At 70.3% G+C, this 18580-nt stretch carries 16 protein-coding genes and 5 tRNA genes; 8 read left to right on the top strand and 13 right to left on the bottom strand.

Translation table 11 applies throughout. The features are described 5' to 3' along the window. Position 1: 1 nt before the first annotated feature. Both cofC and EAO71_RS23720 read left to right on the top strand, forming a co-directional pair. Entirely contained in the window at positions 2 to 649 is a 648-nt protein-coding gene (gene cofC / locus EAO71_RS23725) for a 2-phospho-L-lactate guanylyltransferase (RefSeq protein WP_147979844.1), read from the top strand. Positions 650 to 659: 10 nt separating this feature from the next. Then, complete coding sequence (locus EAO71_RS23720) at positions 660 to 866, top strand: hypothetical protein (protein WP_147979843.1); 207 nt, start codon at positions 660 to 662, stop codon at positions 864 to 866. A gap of 228 nt (positions 867 to 1094) precedes the next feature. On the opposite strand, the gene EAO71_RS23715 is transcribed toward EAO71_RS23720, so the two are convergent. The 4 genes from EAO71_RS23715 to leuC form a co-directional block, all read right to left on the bottom strand. Beyond that, a complete protein-coding gene (locus EAO71_RS23715; RefSeq protein ID WP_147979842.1) occupies positions 1095 to 1757 on the bottom strand; it encodes an HU family DNA-binding protein in 663 nt (220 codons plus the stop codon). Between the two features lie 143 nt (positions 1758 to 1900). Further along, positions 1901 to 2128, bottom strand: a complete 228-nt coding sequence (locus EAO71_RS23710; protein ID WP_147979841.1) for an SCO5555 family protein — start codon at positions 2126 to 2128, stop codon at positions 1901 to 1903. A gap of 104 nt (positions 2129 to 2232) precedes the next feature. Beyond that, positions 2233 to 2826 (bottom strand): 3-isopropylmalate dehydratase small subunit, encoded by a 594-nt coding sequence (gene leuD, locus EAO71_RS23705; protein ID WP_147979840.1) that lies wholly within the window; start codon positions 2824 to 2826, stop codon positions 2233 to 2235. A 6-nt stretch (positions 2827 to 2832) separates the two neighbouring features. Then, positions 2833 to 4257, bottom strand: coding sequence for a 3-isopropylmalate dehydratase large subunit (leuC, locus tag EAO71_RS23700; RefSeq protein WP_147979839.1), 1425 nt, complete (start codon positions 4255 to 4257; stop codon positions 2833 to 2835). A 181-nt stretch (positions 4258 to 4438) separates the two neighbouring features. On the opposite strand from leuC, the gene ndgR reads away from it, so the two are divergent. Continuing rightward, positions 4439 to 5155 carry an IclR family transcriptional regulator NdgR gene (ndgR, locus tag EAO71_RS23695; RefSeq protein WP_015036427.1) on the top strand — a complete coding sequence of 239 codons (717 nt, stop codon included), beginning with the start codon at positions 4439 to 4441 and terminating at the stop codon, positions 5153 to 5155. 119 nt (positions 5156 to 5274) lie between these two features. On the opposite strand, the gene EAO71_RS23690 is transcribed toward ndgR, so the two are convergent. The 9 genes from EAO71_RS23690 to EAO71_RS23650 all read right to left on the bottom strand — a co-directional run bounded on the left by EAO71_RS23690 (position 5275) and on the right by EAO71_RS23650 (position 9363). After that, positions 5275 to 5350: transfer RNA gene (locus tag EAO71_RS23690), tRNA-Glu, on the bottom strand. Between the two features lie 41 nt (positions 5351 to 5391). After that, positions 5392 to 5463: transfer RNA gene (locus EAO71_RS23685), tRNA-Gln, on the bottom strand. A 16-nt stretch (positions 5464 to 5479) separates the two neighbouring features. Next, positions 5480 to 5552: transfer RNA gene (locus EAO71_RS23680), tRNA-Glu, on the bottom strand. Positions 5553 to 5640: 88 nt separating this feature from the next. Further along, positions 5641 to 5713: transfer RNA gene (locus EAO71_RS23675), tRNA-Glu, on the bottom strand. Positions 5714 to 5755: 42 nt separating this feature from the next. After that, a tRNA-Gln gene (locus EAO71_RS23670) sits at positions 5756 to 5827 on the bottom strand. Between the two features lie 90 nt (positions 5828 to 5917). Then, positions 5918 to 6706: an HAD family hydrolase gene (locus EAO71_RS23665; RefSeq protein ID WP_147979838.1), complete on the bottom strand. Its 789-nt coding sequence runs from the start codon at positions 6704 to 6706 to the stop codon at positions 5918 to 5920. 128 nt (positions 6707 to 6834) lie between these two features. Next, a complete protein-coding gene (gene gltX / locus EAO71_RS23660; protein WP_147979837.1) occupies positions 6835 to 8316 on the bottom strand; it encodes a glutamate--tRNA ligase in 1482 nt (493 codons plus the stop codon). Then, on the bottom strand, positions 8309 to 9094 hold the full coding sequence (locus EAO71_RS23655) for a fumarylacetoacetate hydrolase family protein (protein WP_147979836.1): 786 nt from the start codon (positions 9092 to 9094) through the stop codon (positions 8309 to 8311). Before EAO71_RS23655 ends, gltX begins: the two co-directional genes overlap by 8 nt. 80 nt (positions 9095 to 9174) lie before the next feature. Continuing rightward, entirely contained in the window at positions 9175 to 9363 is a 189-nt protein-coding gene (locus EAO71_RS23650) for a hypothetical protein (protein ID WP_147980026.1), read from the bottom strand. Positions 9364 to 9911: 548 nt separating this feature from the next. Between EAO71_RS23650 and EAO71_RS23645 the strand changes: the two genes are divergently transcribed. The 5 genes from EAO71_RS23645 to EAO71_RS23625 all read left to right on the top strand — a co-directional run bounded on the left by EAO71_RS23645 (position 9912) and on the right by EAO71_RS23625 (position 18576). After that, a complete protein-coding gene (locus EAO71_RS23645; protein WP_147979835.1) occupies positions 9912 to 13508 on the top strand; it encodes a sensor histidine kinase in 3597 nt (1198 codons plus the stop codon). A 9-nt stretch (positions 13509 to 13517) separates the two neighbouring features. Then, complete coding sequence (locus EAO71_RS23640) at positions 13518 to 13931, top strand: roadblock/LC7 domain-containing protein (protein ID WP_147980025.1); 414 nt, start codon at positions 13518 to 13520, stop codon at positions 13929 to 13931. Between the two features lie 106 nt (positions 13932 to 14037). Further along, positions 14038 to 14445: a DUF742 domain-containing protein gene (locus EAO71_RS23635; RefSeq protein WP_147979834.1), complete on the top strand. Its 408-nt coding sequence runs from the start codon at positions 14038 to 14040 to the stop codon at positions 14443 to 14445. Beyond that, complete coding sequence (locus EAO71_RS23630) at positions 14426 to 15016, top strand: GTP-binding protein (RefSeq protein ID WP_147979833.1); 591 nt, start codon at positions 14426 to 14428, stop codon at positions 15014 to 15016. The genes EAO71_RS23635 and EAO71_RS23630 overlap by 20 nt, the downstream gene beginning before the upstream one ends. A gap of 341 nt (positions 15017 to 15357) precedes the next feature. Continuing rightward, positions 15358 to 18576 carry a sensor histidine kinase gene (locus tag EAO71_RS23625; protein ID WP_147979832.1) on the top strand — a complete coding sequence of 1073 codons (3219 nt, stop codon included), beginning with the start codon at positions 15358 to 15360 and terminating at the stop codon, positions 18574 to 18576. Positions 18577 to 18580: the final 4 nt, after the last annotated feature.

The raw sequence follows: 18580 nt of genomic DNA, 5'->3' as shown, positions 1-18580 counted from the left end.
GATGAACACCGATCCGGATGGCGGCTGGTCCCTGGTCGTCCCCCTGAAGCCCCTTGTGCGGGCGAAGAGCAGGCTCGCGGCGGCCGCCGGGGAACGGTTGCGGCCACGGCTGGCGCTGGCGTTCGCGCAGGACACCGTGGCCGCGGCGCTGGAGACTCCCGGCGTGCGGGATGTGGCGGTCGTCACGGACGATCACGTCGCCGGGCTCGCGCTGGCGGCGCTCGGGGCGCGGATCGTGCCCGACGTGCCGGCCGCGGGGCTCAACGCGGCGCTGGCGCACGGGGTGCGGGCGGTGCGCCGGTCGCGCCCGCGGGCCCGGGTCGCGGCGCTGAACGCGGACCTGCCCGCGCTGCGGCCGGCGGAGCTCGGCCGGGTCCTGTCGGCGGCCGGGGAATTCCCCCGGGCATTTCTCGCGGATGCGGCCGAAATCGGTACGACATTCCTCTCGGCGGGCCCCGGAGTGGAATTGGCACCTGCTTTCGGGGGCCCTTCACGGCGGCGGCATTTGTCGTCCGGGGCCGTGGAAATCCGGCTGGCGGGGGTCGATTCCGTGCGCCGGGACGTGGACACCGGCGAGGATCTGGCGGCGGCGCTCGCGCTGGGTGTCGGTCCTCGGACGGCCGCCCGCTGGGAACGCGCGGCCGGATAGGCTGCTGCCCATGCAGGCGACCGCGTTCACGTACGACCCCGAGACCCGCAGCGGCAGTGTGCTGCTCGACGACGGCACCCCGGTGGAGTTCGGGACCGACGCCTTCGACGCGGGCGGGCTGCGGCTGCTGCGTCCTGGGCAGCGGGTGCGCATCGAGACGGAGCCCGCGGGCGATTCCGGACCGCGCATCACGCTGATCACGCTGCAGACCTTCTGAATCCTCGGCGGAAAACCGGCGGAATTCGGCCATCCGGGGCGCGTCCGGTGGTCCGGCCCACCGCCGGCGCGGTCGGAACGGCCGGCGCGTCCGGGGCGGTCCGCCGTGCGGCGGGGTGGGCACCGCCGTCGCGGGCGACGCCGGAACGCGCCGCGGGCCGGGCTCCCCGCGAGGGAGTCCGGCCCGGCGTGTGAGTGGCCCTTGGCCCTGGTGCCGCTTACAGATGCGTTACTTCTTGGCGGCGGTCTTCTTGGCGGTGGTCTTGCGCGCCGTGGTCTTCTTGGCGGGCGCCTTCTTCGCCGTGGCCTTCTTCGCCGGCGCGGTCTTCTTGGCGACGGTCTTCTTGGCCGTGGCCGTGGTCTTCTTCGCGGGGGTCGCCTTCTTGGCGGCGGCCGTGGTCTTCTTCGCCGTCGTGGTCTTCTTGACGGCGACCTTCTTCGCGGCGGTGGTCTTCTTGACCGCGGCCTTCTTCGCGGGGGTCGCCTTCTTCGCGGCGGCCTTCTTCGCGGTGGTGGCCTTCTTCGCGGCGGCCTTCTTCACGGTCGCGGAAGCGCCGCCGGTGAGGCTGCCCTTGGGCGCCTTCTTGACGGAGACCTCGCCACCCTTGGGCAGCTTCTTCGAGCCGCTGACCAGGTCCTTGAAGCCCTGACCCGCACGGAAGCGCGGAACGGAGGTCTTCTTGACCCGCACGCGCTCACCCGTCTGCGGGTTGCGGGCGTACCGGGCCGGACGGTCGACCTTCTCGAACGAACCGAAGCCGGTGACCGAGACCCGGTCCCCGCCGACCACGGCACGCACGATCGCGTCCAGCACCGCGTCGACAGCGTCCGCGGCCTGCTGACGGCCGCCGAGCTTGTCGGCAATCGCTTCTACGAGCTGCGCCTTGTTCACGTCTTCCCCTTCGGAGACATTGCCAGAACGAAAGTGTTCAAGCTTTTTCGCACGTTAGGCATGTATATACCGCAAATCAAACACGAAACGGGCTAATCACCCTAGTGCCGCAACGCAGAAGTCCCGTTGCGGAGTTCCTGGTGTCAGTCGTCTTCAGGGAATCGGCCCTCGTCGAGGTCCTTCATCAACCGGTCCAGACGCGTTGCCGCGTCCGCGAGATCGTGCTTCGCCGCCGCCGTCACGACCAGCAGCTTCCGGGACAGCGCCATCCTTACGCCCTCCGGGACTTGCAGTGAGCGCACTCTTGTGTGCGCTTCCTTCAATCGGGCGGCGACTGCCTCGTAGAGCTCGAGTTGGCTGTCGCGTTCCATGCACCGATTGTGCCATCTAGGGCGAGTTGTCGCCCGACGGGGTCTCAACAAGCGACTGCGCCCCCCACCGGAAGGTGGGGGGCGCAGTCGTGGAAAAGCGCTGCTCAGGCGGTAATTGTACGGGGCTTGAAGGCCGGCCGTGCCGCCTCGTAGGCCGCGATGTCCGCTTCGTTCTGAAGGGTGAGGCTGATGTCGTCCAGGCCGTTCAGCAGCCGCCAGCGGGCGTTCTCGTCGAGCTCGAAGTCGGCGTCGATCCCGGCCGCGAGGACCTTCCGCTGCTCCAGGTCGACGGTGATCTCGGCGGTGGGGTCGGCCTCGGTCAGCTCCCAGAGCGCGTCCACGACCTTCTGGTCCAGGACCACGGTCAGGAGCCCGTTCTTCAGCGAGTTGCCGCGGAAGATGTCGGCGAACCGGGAGGAGACGACGGTCTTGAAGCCGTAGTTCTGCAGCGCCCAGACGGCGTGCTCGCGGGAGGAGCCGGTGCCGAAGTCGGGGCCGGCCACCAGGACCGAGGCGCCCTGCCGCTCGGGGCGGTTGAGCACGAACTCGGAGTCCTTGCGCCAGGCCTCGAACAGGCCGTCCTCGAAGCCGTCGCGGGTGACCTTCTTCAGCCAGTGCGCGGGGATGATCTGGTCGGTGTCGACGTTGCTGCGGCGCAGCGGGACGGCCCGGCCGGTGTGGGTGGTGAAAGCTTCCATGGTTCCTCAGACCCCCGCGGGCGTAGCGACGTCGGACAGATCGGCCGGGGAGGCCAGGTGGCCCAGTACGGCGGTGGCGGCGGCGACCTGGGGCGAGACCAGGTGGGTCCGGCCGCCCTTGCCCTGCCGGCCCTCGAAGTTGCGGTTGGAGGTGGACGCGGAGCGCTCACCGGGTGCCAGCTGGTCGGGGTTCATGCCCAGGCACATCGAGCAGCCCGCGTGCCGCCATTCGGCGCCGGACTCCTTGAAGACCTTGTCCAGGCCCTCCTCGACGGCCTGCAGGGCGACCCGGACCGAGCCGGGGACGACCAGCATGCGGACGCCCTCGGCGACCTTGCGGCCGCGCAGCAGGTCGGCGGCGTTGCGCAGGTCCTCGATGCGGCCGTTGGTGCAGGAGCCTACGAAGACGGTGTCGACCCGGATGTCGCGCAGCGGCTGTCCGGCGGTCAACCCCATGTACTCCAGGGCCTTTTCGGCGGCCAGGCGCTCCGAAGCGTCTTCGTACGAAGCGGGGTCGGGGACGTGCGCGGAAAGCGGCGCGCCCTGGCCCGGGTTGGTGCCCCAGGTGACGAACGGCGCCAGGGAGGCGGCGTCGATGACGACCTCGGCGTCGAAGACCGCGTCCTCGTCGGACTTCAGGGTCTTCCAGTACGCGACGGCGGCGTCCCAGTCCTCGCCCTCGGGGGCGTGGTCGCGGCCCTTCAGGTAGGCGAAGGTGGTCTCGTCGGGGGCGATCATGCCCGCGCGGGCACCGGCCTCGATCGACATGTTGCAGATGGTCATCCGGGCTTCCATCGAGAGCTTCTCGATGGCGGAGCCGCGGTACTCCAGGATGTAGCCCTGGCCGCCGCCGGTGCCGATCTTCGCGATGATCGCCAGGATCAGGTCCTTGGCCGTGACGTCGTCGGGCAGCTCGCCGTCGATGGTGATGGCCATCGTCTTGGGGCGGGCCAGCGGCAGCGTCTGGGTGGCCAGCACGTGCTCGACCTGGCTGGTGCCGATGCCGAACGCCAGCGCGCCGAAGGCGCCGTGGGTGGAGGTGTGGGAGTCTCCGCAGACCACGGTCGTGCCCGGCTGGGTCAGGCCCAGCTGCGGGCCCACGACGTGGACGACGCCCTGCTCGACGTCGCCCAGCGGGTGCAGCCGGACGCCGAACTCGGCGCAGTTCTTCCGCAGGGTCTCCAACTGTGCGCGGGAGACCGGGTCGGCGATCGGCTTGTCGATGTCGAGGGTCGGGGTGTTGTGGTCCTCGGTGGCGATGGTGAGGTCGAGGCGCCGCACCTGGCGGCCGTTCTGGCGCAGGCCGTCGAACGCCTGGGGGCTGGTCACCTCGTGCAGCAGGTGCAGATCGATGAAGAGGAGGTCGGGCTCGCCCTCGGCGCGCCGGACGACATGGTCGTCCCAGACCTTCTCCGCGAGTGTCCTACCCATCGCTTTCCCTCCGGCCGGCGTGGTGTGCCGGCACTTCTAGAGACATGTGGGCCCGCGTCCGTACCCCACGCGCCGGACGCCGGCAGCGGACCCGATTGGTCCGCGGGCCGCACGTACAGGTTCGCAAGTTCCCAGGAAAATTGAACTTGCGTTTCACAGAGTGAGACGCGAATATCGTTGCATGGACAACTCTAGCGGCGTAGGCGTTCTCGACAAGGCAGCCCTTGTCCTGAGCGCCCTGGAGTCCGGTCCGGCCACCCTCGCAGGTCTGGTCGCGGCGACGGGACTCGCACGACCCACGGCACACCGACTCGCCGTGGCACTGGAACACCACCGGATGGTGGCGCGCGACATGCAGGGCCGGTTCATCCTCGGACCGCGCCTGGCGGAGCTCGCCGCCGCGGCCGGTGAGGACCGCCTGCTCGCCACGGCGGGCCCGGTGCTGACGCACCTGCGCGACGTCACCGGCGAGAGCGCCCAGCTCTACCGCCGCCAGGGCGACATGCGCATCTGCGTGGCGGCCGCCGAGCGCCTCTCGGGCCTGCGGGACACCGTGCCGGTCGGCTCCACGCTGACCATGAAGGCCGGCTCCTCCGCGCAGATCCTGATGGCCTGGGAGGAGCCCGAGCGGCTCCACCGCGGTCTTCAGGGTGCCCGGTTCACGGCGACGGCCCTGTCGGGCGTACGGCGCCGCGGCTGGGCCCAGTCGATCGGCGAGCGGGAGCCGGGCGTCGCGTCCGTCTCCGCGCCGGTGCGCGGGCCCTCGAACCGCGTCGTGGCCGCCGTGTCGGTCTCCGGGCCGATCGAGCGTCTGACCCGCCACCCGGGGCGTATGCACGCCCAGGCGGTCATCGACGCCGCCGCCCGCCTCTCCGAGGCGCTCCGCCGCACCGGCTGACCTTCCGCTCCTCCGTCCGATCCGGCCCACCGCTCCAACGCCGCAGCGGTGGGCCGGAGTTGTGTGTGCCGTGGCCGGACGACGAAGAAGCCCTCCCCCGAAGGGAAGGGCTTCTCTCGTGGTACCCCCGACCGGATTCGAACCGGCGCTACCGCCTTGAGAGGGCGGCGTGCTAGGCCGCTACACAACGGGGGCCTTGCGGATCAGATCCGCGTTTTGCAGATGAGCTCTGCGAGCTGGCCTACCAGGACTCGAACCTAGAATGACGGTACCAGAAACCGTAGTGTTGCCAATTACACCATAGGCCATGGTGGGTTGAACCAGTACCCCCGACCGGATTCGAACCGGCGCTACCGCCTTGAGAGGGCGGCGTGCTAGGCCGCTACACAACGGGGGCCCTAGCGATCCCATCCGGCACCAGAGTGCCGGATGATGTCACCGCATGATCACCGGGTGCGACCCTGGTGATCCGCAGGATGGATCTGTACCCCCGACCGGATTCGAACCGGCGCTACTGCCTTGAGAGGGCAGCGTGCTAGGCCGCTACACAACGGGGGCTTTGCGGATCTGGATCCGCGTGGTGCAGATGAGCTCTGCGAGCTGGCCTACCAGGACTCGAACCTAGACTAACGGAACCAGAAACCGTCGTGCTGCCAATTACACCATAGGCCACCAAAACGCAATCCCTTGCGGGGATCTTGTTCGGGTTGTGCTCCGTGGGTTTCGGCCTTTCGGCTTGCTCCCCTCGGCGCAGGAAGAACATTACCTGAAGGTGTCCGGCGCTCCAAAACGGGTATCGCCGCCCAGCAGCGGAGGGAGCTGGTGGAGGTCGGTGATGCGGGTCAGCTCCGGCCGTCCGCCGGTCCCCGCACGGTCCAGCCAGATGCCCAGGAGGCCGGCCTCGACGGCTCCGCGCGCGTCGATGTCGGGCTGGTCGCCCACGTACGCGACCTCGTGCGGCGGCAGGCCCAGGGCGGCACAGGCGGCGTGGAAGGCCTCGGCGGCCGGCTTGGCGAATCCGAGCTCGGCGGCGCACACGACGGCCTCGAACCGGTCGCGCACGCCGAGGACGCGCAGCTTGCGCTCCTGGTTGTGGATGCTCGAATTCGACAGGACGGCGTGACGGTAGTCACCCGCCAGCAGGTCGAGGACGGGCACGGAGTCGGGGAAGAGCTCCCACGCGGCCTCGTAGTGCGCGAGATAGCGCCCGAACCAGGCGTCGGCCTCGGCGGCGCCCAGATCCTCCCGCCCCAGGAAGTCGCGTACGCGCTCGCGCCGCTGCTCCTGGAAGTCGACGCCGCCGGCCTCGAAGCGCCGCCAGTGGACGACCGTGAGCTCCTGCCACCGGCTGAGGGCCTCGGCGACGGAGCCGAAGCCTCCGGACCGCACCCAGGGCCCGTCGCCGTCCGCGGCCGGCCCCCAAGGCCGGTCCGCGCAGGGGCCCACGGCGAGGCCCTCGGCCGCGAGGTGGTCGCGCATGCCCGCGAGGTCGGCGCGGGCGTAGTCGAAGAGGGTGTCGTCGATGTCCCACAGGACGGCGCGAATGACCATGGACCCACGGTACGTGAGCCTCGACACATCGAGGACCGCCGGGAATCCCTCGGGACGACCGGGGACAGGCCGCAAGCGACGAGGCCCGGTCCCCCCGCGGGGGACCGGGCCTCGTCGGTGTACTTCGCCTACTGGGCGGCGAGCTTCGCCAGGGCCGCGTCGATACGGGCCAGGGTCTTCTCCCGGCCCAGGATCTCCAGGGACTCGAAGAGCGGCAGGCCGACCGTGCGGCCGGTGACGGCGACGCGGACCGGCGCCTGCGCCTTGCCGAGCTTCAGGCCGTGCTCCTCGCCGGCGACCAGGACGGCGTTCTTGAGCGACTCCGGGTCGCTCCAGTCCGCGGCCTCGAGCTTCTCGCGCGCGGTGGTGAGCAGCGCGGCCGGCTCGCCCTTCATGGCCTTGTCCCAGGAGGGCTGGTCGAAGACGGGCTCGGGCAGGAAGAGGAAGTCGACGTTGGCCGTGATGTCCGAGAGGACGGTGACCCGCGTCTGGGCGTAGGGGGCGATGGCCTCCCACGCCGCGCGGTCGAAGTCCTCGGGAGCCCACGCGGCGTGCGGGGCCCGCAGCCACGGCTCGCAGGCCGCGGTGAACGCCTTCTCGTCCAGCAGGCGGATGTGGTCGGCGTTGATCGACTCGGCCTTCTTGAGGTCGAAGCGCGCCGGGTTGGCGTTCACGTCGGCGATGTCGAACTTCGACACCATCTGGTCGATGGTGAAGATGTCCTGGTCGGCCGAGAAGGACCAGCCGAGCAGGGACAGGTAGTTCAGCAGGCCCTCGGGGAGGAAGCCGCGCTCCCGGTAGAGGTTGAGGGACGCCTGCGGGTCGCGCTTGGAGAGCTTCTTGTTGCCCTCGCCCATCACGTACGGGAGGTGGCCGAAGGCCGGGATCTCCTTGGCGACGCCCAGCTCGATCAGCGCCTTGTAGAGCGCGATCTGGCGCGGGGTGGAGGACAGGAGGTCCTCGCCGCGCAGCACGTGGGTGATCTCCATGAGCGCGTCGTCTACCGGGTTGACCAGGGTGTACAGCGGGGCGCCGTTGGCGCGCACGATGCCGTAGTCCGGGACGTTGTCCGGGGTGAAGGTGAGCTCACCGCGGACCAGGTCGTGGAAGGTGATCGGCTCGTCCGGCATCTTGAAGCGGACGATGGACTCGCGTCCCTCGGAGCGGTAGCGCTCGATGCGCTCGGCGCTCAGGTTGCGGCACGTGCCGTCGTAGCCCGAGGGCTTGCCGGCCAGACGGGCGGCGTCGCGACGGGCCTCCAGTTCCACGGCGGTGCAGAAGCAGTGGTACGCGTACCCGCCGTCGAGCAGCTTCTGCGCGACGTCGCGGTAGATGTCCATCCGCTGCGACTGGCGGTACGGGGCGTGCGGGCCGCCGACCTCGTCCGGTCCCTCGTCCCAGGTGAAGCCGAGCCAGCGCAGCGAGTCGAGCAGCTGCTGGTACGACTCCTCGGAGTCGCGGGCAGCGTCGGTGTCCTCGATGCGGAAGACGAACGTGCCGCCGTGGTGGCGGGCGAACGCCCAGTTGAAGAGGGCGGTGCGGACCAGGCCCACGTGGGGGTTGCCGGTCGGGGAGGGACAGAAACGTACGCGGACGTTCGCGTTAGCCACGCTTGATCACCCTGTTGGTGAGAGTGCCGATGCCTTCGATGGTGACGGCGACCTCGTCGCCGACGTTGAGGGGGCCGACCCCGGCCGGAGTGCCGGTGAGGATGACGTCGCCGGGAAGGAGCGTCATGGCCTCGGTGATGTGGACGACCAGGTCCTCGACGGAGCGGATCATCTCGCTCGTGCGGCCGAGCTGGCGCTGCTCGCCGTTGACCGTGGCCTGGATGGTGAGGTCGCCCGGGTCGAGCTCGGTCTCGACCCAGGGCCCGAGCGGGCAGCTGGTGTCGAAGCCCTTGGCCCGGGCCCACTGCTTCTCGCGCCGCTGGGCGTCGCGGGCGGTGACGTCGTTGGCGCAGGTGTAGCCGAAGACGACGTCCTTGACGCGCTCGCGCGGTACCTCGCGGCACATGCGGCCGATGACCACGGCCAGTTCGGCCTCGTGGTGCAGCTCGTTCGAGAAGGAGGGGTACTCGATGGCGTCGCCGGGGCCGATCACGGAGGTGGTCGGCTTGAAGAAGGCGACCGGGACGTCCGGGACCTCGTTGCCGAGTTCGGCGGCGTGCTCGGCGTAGTTGCGGCCGATGGCCACGACCTTGTTGGGGAGCACGGGCGGCAGGAGCCGTACCTTGCTCAGCGGGACCTTGGTGCCGCTGAGCTCGAAGTCGGTGTACGGGATGCCCTTGATGATGTCGAGGACAAGGCCGCCGGACTCGACGGTTCCCTCGCCCTCGACGGCGCCGAAGGCGACATTGCCGTCGATGGAGAATCTGGCGATGCGCACGAGTGCTGTCGCCCCTCACTTGCTACTGGCTGGAGTCTGACGCTCCAGGCTAACGCGGCGAGGGGCGCCGACACCGCCTCTCAGAGGGCGGGCTGGGGCGTCGCGGGGGCGGTCATGAGGACCGTGCGACGCGGGTTGGCGGTCTGCGTGGGAAGGTCGACCGCGTGCTCCGGCTGGGCGCCCCGGTCGAGGCGGGCGGCGTCCTCGAGGTGGGCGAGCGTCGTACGGCGGGGGTTGGCCGTGGAGCGGAGCACCATCGTCGTCTTCATCACGGGTGGGAGACCTCTACAGAGTGGGGGCACTTGTAAAACGTCAGGCTAAGCATGCGGCTCCCTTCGAATGCATGGGGAAGGCACCCGTCCGTGTGTGAGTTTGCTCACGGCCTGACAGACAAGACGGACATTACAGGCGGCGCTCGAGTGTCAAACAATCGGACATTACGCCACTGAATGCTCCATTCCGCTCCTGATCATCGCGACTGGGACACGAGGGCCTCGTGGGCCTTTGGGAGTGATACGCCCGATTCCTCCCTGATCATCTTCTACATGGGGTGACGCGATGTTCACGGGTTGTTATACCTCTCGTGGCCCGACACCCAGCCCTTGTTGGAGATCCGGCACTGTGCTGGAATTCCACGCACCGTCGCGGGCTTCAAGCCGGCGCGCAGGGGGCGCAACGCAGCGCCGGGTGAGCGGCGGGAAGGGGGATCTGCGCCGGTCACCGACGACCACCATGGGGTGCATTCCGCACCCCGAGACGCCGACACCGTCCGATCCGTTCACCCGGAAGGACGCCTGGTCCAGAGGTTGCGACGCTAGTGCAGGGACGTTTCAAGAGGGATGGCAGCGCTGCGGCCGAGCAGGAGCCGCGCGCCGGAACCGACCGCGGTTCCTCGGCCCCGCACACCCAGACCCCTGGGCAGGGCACGGCCGGCGAGGGCGGTGACGCCTCCAAGCGGGGCGGTTCCACCAGCGCGGCCGCACCGCCGCCGATCAAGACCGAGGCCGACTCCGGCCCCCGAATAGCGCTGCGGAACTGGCGCATCTCGACGCGCCTGGTGGCGCTGCTGACCCTGCCCGTGGTCGCGGCCACCAGCCTCGGCGGCATCCGCATCAGCGAGTCGCTCCAGGACATGGAGCAGCTGGAGCACATGCAGCTGCTGACCAAGATGACCAAGGAGGCCACGGACCTCGCGAAGGCCCTCCAGGAGGAGCGCGACAAGTCCGCCGGTCCCCTGTCCAACGGCCGTTCGCCGAACGACTACCAGGTCGCCCAGCCGCGCGCCGTCACGGACCGCGCCCAGAAGGAGTTCCTGGCGGCCACCGAGGGCATCGGTGACACCGAGGGCGACGAGGCGCTGCAGGGCATCCGGCAGAGCGTCAGCCAGATCACCGCGCAGATCGTCAAGATCAAGGCGATCCGGGGAGAGGCCTACACCCAGGCCTCGCACTCGGTGACGGTCGAGGCGTACAGCCGGCTGATCCGGTCCCTCCTCAGCCTGTCCCAGGACATGGCCCAGGCGACCAGCAACCCGGAGATGATCAAGCGCACGCGTGCGCTCGCCGCCTTCTCCTCCGCCAAGGAGTACGCCTCCATCCAGCAGGCGATCATCGCCGCCGGTCTCCCCTCCGGCGACGACAAGCGCGGCAAGCTGGAACCGGGCGACCGTCTCTACGGTGAGGCCGCCCGCGAGAGCGAGGACGTCGAGCTCAAGACCTTCGCGACGATCTACGAGTCGGCGGGTGGCGACGCCAACGAGCTGATCGCGCCGCTGACCACCGGCAACCCCTCCATCGAGGCCGCCGACGAGTACACGGGCCGCGTCCTGAGGAGCTCCACCGGCCTCGACAACATCACCGCCCGCGGTCACCTGAACTTCACCGACGAGTACGGCACGAAGATCACCGCGATGAACACCATCGAGGCCACCCTCCTCGGTGAGATGGAGAGCAAGGCCCGCGAGCTGCGCTCCGAGTCGCAGCGCGAAGCGATCATCAACGGTGCGCTGATCCTCCTCGTGCTCGGTGTCTCCCTCGTCGGCGCCTTCGTCGTGGCCCGGTCCATGATCCGGTCGCTGCGCCGGCTCCAGGACACCGCCACCAAGGTCGCCCAGGAACGTCTGCCCGAGCTCGTCAAGCAGCTCTCCGAGACCGACCCGCAGGACGTCGACACCTCCGTCGAGTCCGTCGGTGTGCACTCCCGGGACGAGATCGGCCAGGTGGCCGCGGCCTTCGACGACGTGCACCGCGAGGCCGTCCGTCTCGCCGCCGAGCAGGCGCTGCTGCGAGGCAACGTCAACGCGATGTTCACCAACCTCTCGCGCCGCTCGCAGGGCCTCATCCAGCGTCAGCTCTCGCTCATCTCCGAGCTGGAGTCCCGCGAGGCCGACCCGGACCAGCTGTCCTCGCTGTTCAAGCTCGACCACCTCGCCACCCGCATGCGCCGTAACGGCGAGAACCTCCTCGTCCTCGCCGGCGAGGAACCCGGCCGCCGCTGGACCCGTCCGGTCCCGCTGGTCGACGTCCTGCGCGCCGCCGCGTCCGAGGTGGAGCAGTACGAGCGCATCGAACTCGCCGCCGTCCCGGCGACCGAGGTCGCCGGCCGCGTCGTCAACGACCTCGTGCACCTCCTCGCCGAGCTGCTCGAGAACGCCACGTCGTTCTCCTCGCCGCAGACGAAGGTCCGGGTCACCGGTCACGCGCTGCCCGACGGCCGGGTGCTCGTCGAGATCCACGACACCGGCATCGGCCTCTCCCCCGAGGACCTCGCCGCGATCAACGAGCGGCTCGCGTCGCCGCCCACCGTGGACGTCTCGGTCTCGCGCCGCATGGGTCTGTTCGTGGTCGGCCGCCTGTCCCTGCGACACGGCATCCGCATCCAGCTGCGTCCGTCGGACTCCGGCGGCACCACCGCGCTCGTCATGCTCCCCGTCGACGTCGCCCAGGGCGGCAAGAAGCCGGCCCCCAAGCAGGGTGCCGGCGGCCAGGGCGCGATGCCGCAGGGCAACTCCGCCCCCGGCGGCCGGCTCGCCGGCGGCCCGGGTGCGTCCGGTGGTCCCGGCGGCGGTCGTCCCGGGCTCGGCGGCGCGCCGTCCTCCGCGGCCGGCCGGCTCGGCGCCGCGGCGGGCGCCCCGCGCGGCCAGGTCGGCGCGGGCAACGGTCCGCGTGCCGCGCTCCCCGGCCAGAACGGTCCCCAGGGGCCGGGTCAGGGTCAGGGCAACCAGGGTCCGCAGACCGCGCAGCTCCCGCAGGTTCCCCAGGAGCCGCAGCGTCCGGGCATGGGCGGCGCCGGCGGGTTCGCCGGCGGCGCGCAGCGCGCCATCCCGTCCCGTACGGACGTCTGGGGCAACCAGAGCCAGAACCAGCAGGCCCCTCAGCCGCAGCAGGCGCAGCACGCTCCGCAGCAGCAGGGGCAGCAGGGTGCCCACCCCAACCAGGGTGGCTACCCGCGTCCCGAGCTCCCCGGCAACCAGCAGCAGCGGCCGCAGTCCACCAGCTGGGGCAACGACCAGGCTCAGCCGGTCCGCCGCCCGCAGCAGGAGATGTCGCCGCTCGACGCGCCGCGTGGGCACGAGGAGCCGGACACCACGGGTCAGTACGCCCGTCCCGCGGCCCCGCAGGGCCCGGGCTCCACGGGGCAGTTCCCGCGGCCGGACTTCAACCAGCAGCAGGCCCCGCAGGGGTACCAGCCCGCGCCGCAGGACCCGGCGTCCACCGCGCAGTTCCCGCGGCCGGACTTCAACCAGCAGCAGGGCTACCAGCAGCAGGCCCCGCAGCAGCCGGCCCCGCGTCAGCGCGGCGGCGGCGACTACGGTGCGCCGCGCCCCGCCGGCAACCTGCCGCAGCAGCCCCAGCAGCAGCCGCAGCCCCGGCCCCAGCAGCCGCGTCAGCCCGAGGCGCTGCCTCCGGCGACCGGTTCCGGCGACGGTCGTACCCCGCTGTACGACACGCTGGAGACCAACTGGTTCCACGGGCAGGCGCAGGGCCAGGCCGCGGGTCAGCCGGACAACGGCCGCGCGCCGGAGGCCGAGCGGACGACGCAGACCCCGGCCGTGCCGCAGCAGCCGGCGCCGCGCCGTCCCGCCGCCCCCCAGGGCGCCGGCGACACGGGTCAGCAGGCCGCCTGGCGGACCTCCCCCAATGACGAGCTGGTGCGCCAGGCCGAGCGGGTGCGCAAGCCCGCGGCCGGCGGTGTCACCACCTCCGGGCTCCCGCGGCGGGTGCCGCGCGCCAACCTCGTACCCGGGACCGCCCAGGAGCAGGCCCACACGGCCGGCCCCCAGGTCTCGCGTGCACCCGACGACGTCCGTGGCCGGCTCACCAACCTGCGCCGCGGCATCCAGCAGGGCCGCCAGGCGGGCAACTCCACCACGGGCAGCTTCCACCTCGGTCCCACCCACCAGCAGGAGCGTTAGTTGAGCGCGATGAGCCAGGCGGCGCAGAATCTGAACTGGTTGATCACCAACTTCGTGGACAACACCCCAGGGGTGTCGCACACGGTGGTGGTCTCCGCCGACGGTCTGCTGCTGGCCATGTCCGAAGGATTCCCCCGCGATCGTGCCGACCAGCTGGCGGCGGTCGCGTCCGGACTGACCTCGCTGACCGCGGGCGCGTCCCGGATCTTCGAGGGCGGGTCCGTGGCACAGACGGTCGTGGAGATGGAACGCGGGTTCCTCTTCCTGATGTCCGTCTCCGACGGTTCCTCCCTGGCCGTGCTCTCCCACCCGGAGTGCGACATCGGCCTCGTGGGCTACGAGATGACCCTGCTGGTCGACCGGGCCGGCAGTGTCCTCACCCCGGACCTCCGCGCCGAGCTCCAGGGAAGCCTGCTCCACTAGACACGCACAAAACGGCAAGGCGGTGCGCCCCTCCGTACCGCCCTGTCCCACACCCCCACCGGCCCCATCAGACGGCAGACCTCTTGCTGTCACGCCCGGAGGATTCATGACCCCGCCCCCCGCCTCTCACGATCCGTACGGCGCCTCACTCGACGAGTCGTACGGACATGAAGGCGACCAGCCGCTGGTACGTCCTTATGCGATGACCGGTGGCCGGACCCGGCCGCGGTACCAACTCGCCATAGAGGCGCTGGTCAGCACCACCGCCGACCCGGCGCACCTCGCCACGCTGCTTCCCGAGCACCAGCGGATCTGCCACCTGTGCCGCGAGGTCAAGTCGGTGGCCGAGGTGTCGGCCCTGCTGTCGATGCCGCTGGGGGTGGCCCGGATCCTCGTCGCCGACCTGGCGGAAGCGGGCATGGTGGCGATTCACCAGCCGGGCAACGGAGAGGCCGGCGGCACGCCGGATGTGACACTGCTGGAAAGGGTGCTCAGTGGACTTCGCAAGCTCTAGCGGGGGTGCCGGCTCTCCGAGCCGGTCGACCACCAGCGCGAAGATCGTGGTGGCGGGTGGCTTCGGCGTGGGCAAGACCACGTTCGTCGGCGCCGTCTCGGAGATCAACCCGCTGCGTACCGAGGCGGTGATGACCTCGGCGTCGGCCGGGATCGACGACCTCACGCACACCGGCGGCAAGACGACGACGACCGTCGCCATGGACTTCGGCCGTATCACCCTGGACCAGGACCTGATCCTGTACCTCTTCGGTACGCCCGGTCAGGACCGCTTCTGGTTCATGTGGGACGACCTGGTCCGCGGCGCCATCGGCGCCGTCGTCCTGGTCGACACGCGCCGCCTCGCCGACTGCTTCCCGGCCGTCGACTACTTCGAGAACTCCGGGCTGCCGTTCGTCATCGCCCTCAACGGCTTCGACGGGCACCAGCCCTACCAGCCCGAGGAAGTCCGCGAGGCCCTCCAGATCGGCCCGGACACCCCGATCATCGTCACCGACGCACGCCACCGCGCGGACGCCAAGAGCGCCCTCATCACGCTGGTGGAGCATGCGCTGATGGCACGACTCAAGTAGGCGGACCTCTACGGCAGTTGTCGTAGGCCCCTGCTGGGGGCGGCCTGTGTCCTTTGACACGGTCCGCCCCCGCCCTTCATAACGTTTCGAATGAGAATTGGGCGGCCCCGGACACCCGACGCATCCGCACGGTGCCACTGCGCTCACATGAGCCCCGCCATTTGGCGGGGCTCGCTCTTTATGCCCGATTTATCTGCGGCCTGGACCACTGAAAACCGTCCCTTCCGGCTGTTTGGTAGGGACACCGTTCACGTGCTGCAATTCATGAACTCCCGAGTAGTACGGCCCTGAACGAAACACCGGCACAACGTAGGTGCCGACGCCGAGAGGTTGTTGGTCGAGTGAGGCGAAGCAAGGAAGGCTCCGCGGAGCAGCAGGCGCGAGGCAACTTCACGCCGGCACGCACTGCGGCGCCGCCCGTCGAGGTACCCGCGACGCCCCAGGCCGCGAGCGGCACGGGCAGTTCCAGCAGGTTGTCCCCGCGTAACTGGCGGGTGCCCACGAAGCTGAACGCGATCCTCCTCATACCCGTGCTGGTCGGCCTCGTCATGGGCGGCTTCCAGGTGAAGGGGTCGATCGACACCTGGCAGGAGGCGCAGAACGCCGAGAAGACGGCGCTGATCGTGCGCGCCGCCTCGGAGTACGGCCAGGCCCTCCTCAACGAGCGTGACCTGACCGCAGCGCCCCTGCTGACGGCCCGGACGGCCGAGGACCGGCAGAGCGACGCCGTCGCGCAGGCCTACGCGGCCACCGACGAGGCGAAGGTCAAGTTCGACGAGGCCGTCAGGAACATGCCCGAGGGCGAGGGCATGGAGCGCCGCCTGGGCCTCTTCCGCACGGCGGAGCCCAAGCTGAAGGAGCTGCGCAAGGTCGCCTACTCCAAGTCGCTCGACCCGGTGTTCACCCAGACCCGGTACACCGACGTGCAGCACTACCTGATGGAGTTCTCCAACGAGCTCGGTCTGGGCACCGGCAACATCACCAGCTACGGCCGGACGGTCTACGCCATCCAGCTCGCCAAGGCGGCCGAGTCGCTCCAGCGCTCGATCGGCATGCAGCTCCTGGTGCGGCCCAGCGAGGACCCCAAGGTCTTCGCCGCGCAGTCGGTGGCGTTCAACTCGTACAACTACCTGGAGCAGATCGCTCTCGGTGAGTACCAGTCCGGCGGCACCCAGGCCGACGTCGACCGCCTCAAGCAGGTCATGACGCAGAAGGCCACCGAGGGCGCCAAGCGGCTCACCGAGGCGCAGCTCAGCCCGCCGGTGAAGGGCGACCCGCCGTCGGTCTACGCGGGCCTGACGGACGCGATCGGCTCGGCCAAGGACGCCGACGCGATCAAGGACCTCCGCAAGGACGACGTCACCCCCGAGACCTGGATGGGTGCGGCCACGGCGAAGTTCGACGGCTACACCGAGGTCGAGAAGGAGCTCGTCGACAAGGCCGTGACCGAGGCCGCCGAGATCTCCGACGACGCCAAGACGGACGCGTTCGTCAACGGTGGCATCGTGGTCATCGCGCTCCTCGCCGCCTTCATCGTGGCCGGCATCATGGCCCGCCAGATGAGCCGCTCGATGCAGCAGCTGCGCACCGCCGCCTTCGGCATCGCCGAGCAGCGTCTGCCGATGCTGGTCGACCAGCTGTCGCGCACCGAGCCCGGCCGCGTCGACACCCGGGTCCAGCCGATCCCCATCGACACCCAGGACGAGATCGGCGAAGTCGCCCGCGCCTTCGACCAGGTCCACCGCGAGGCCGTCCGGCTCGCCGCCGAGCAGGCCATGCTCCGGGGCAACGTCAACGCGATCTTCACCAACCTGTCGCGGCGCAACCAGTCGCTGATCGAGGGCCAGCTGACCCTGATCACCGACCTGGAGAACAACGAGGCCGACCCGGACCAGCTGGAGAACCTCTTCCGCCTGGACCACCTGGCCACCCGTATGCGCCGCAACGGCGAGAACCTCCTGGTCCTCGCCGGCGAGGAGCCCGGCCGCCGCTGGGACCAGCCGGTCCCCCTGGTCGACGTCATGCGCGCCGCCTCCTCCGAGGTGGAGCAGTACGAGCGCATCGAGCTGGCCGGTGTCCCGGAGGCCGAGATCCACGGCCAGGCCGTGACCGACCTCGTGCACCTGCTCGCCGAGCTCCTGGAGAACGCCACCACGTTCTCCTCCCCGCAGACCAAGGTCCGCGTGACCGCGACCCGGCTGCCCGACGGCCGCGTGATGGTCGAGATCCACGACAAGGGCATCGGTCTCACGGCCGAGGACTTCGCGGACATCAACCACAAGCTGGCCAACCCGCCGACCGTGGACGCCGCCGTCTCGCAGCGCATGGGCCTGTTCGTGGTCGGCCGGCTCGCCGACCGGCACGGCATCCGGGTCCAGCTCCGCCCCTCGGGCGAGCAGGCGGGCACGACCTCGCTGGTCATGCTCCCGGACGCGATCACCCACGGTGGTGGTGGCGAGTCGCTGCCCGAGAACGACTTCACGGTCTCGCAGATCATCCCGCAGCAGGGCCAGAACGCCTTCGACCCCAGCCCGCAGCAGCCGATGCGGACCGCGGCGGAGCTCGGCTTCGACGACTCCCGCTACGAGCAGCCGGGCGAGGAGCGCCAGCTCGACCCGGTGAACCGCTCGCTCCAGCGCGAGGAGCGCCGGGCGGCCCTGGAGGCCCAGGCACAGGGTGGCGAACGTCCGCTGTTCCGGGACGAGATCGACCCGTCGCAGCAGGGCTACGTACAGCAGGAGCACGAGCAGGGCTACGCTCCCGAGCAGGAGTACGTACAGGAGTACGCATCCGACTTCGGTCGCGCTCCGGAGCACGCCGGGTACGACGGCGGGCCGGCCCAGGACGGCGGCTACGGCCAGTCCCCGCAGGGCTACGACGGGTACGGCCAGCCTTCCGGCGGCTACCCTGAGCCCACCTATGCGGAAGCCCCGTACCAGGGTCAGGACCAGGGCCAGGCGCAGTACGGCAATGGCTACGACCCGCAGGCCCAGCAGGGTGAGTGGGCTGGTCAGGGTGCGTACCAGGGTGAGTACGGTCAGCAGTACGGAGCAGAAACGGAATCTGCCCCGAGCGCTCCCGAACAGGCTCCTGAGCGCGTAGGCTTCGACCGTCAGGGTTCGACCCCGAACCCCACCCCGGACGCCGCGCACGCGATGACCGACGCCGGTCTGCCGCGCCGTGGCAGCAACGCCGCGCAGGTGCCCCAGGCCGCGCAGCAGCAGCCGCCCGCACGGGCGGCCCAGCAGAACGAAGCCGCCGGTACCGACGACTGGCGCTCGGCCAACGACGAGCGCTGGGAGCGGGCCGAGAAGCTCCGCGAGCCGAAGGCGGGCGGGGTCACCCCCTCCGGTCTTCCTCGACGGGTCCCCAAGGCCAATCTGGTCGAGGGAACGGCGGAGCAGACCCCGCAGGGCGGCCCACAGGTCTCCCGCGCCCCCGAGGACGTGCGGGGCAGGTTGAGCAACCTGCGCCGTGGCGTTCAGCAGGGACGCAACGCGGGAACGGACACGAACGGATCGGGCCTCGGCCCGGGCAGTACCTACAACCAGGAGCGTTAGTGTG

It is taken from the genome of Streptomyces sp. MS191, assembly GCF_008042125.1.
Taxonomy (GTDB): domain Bacteria; phylum Actinomycetota; class Actinomycetes; order Streptomycetales; family Streptomycetaceae; genus Streptomyces.
The sequence above is the reverse complement of the archived record's forward strand: the minus strand, read 5'-3'. Positions and strand labels throughout refer to the sequence as shown.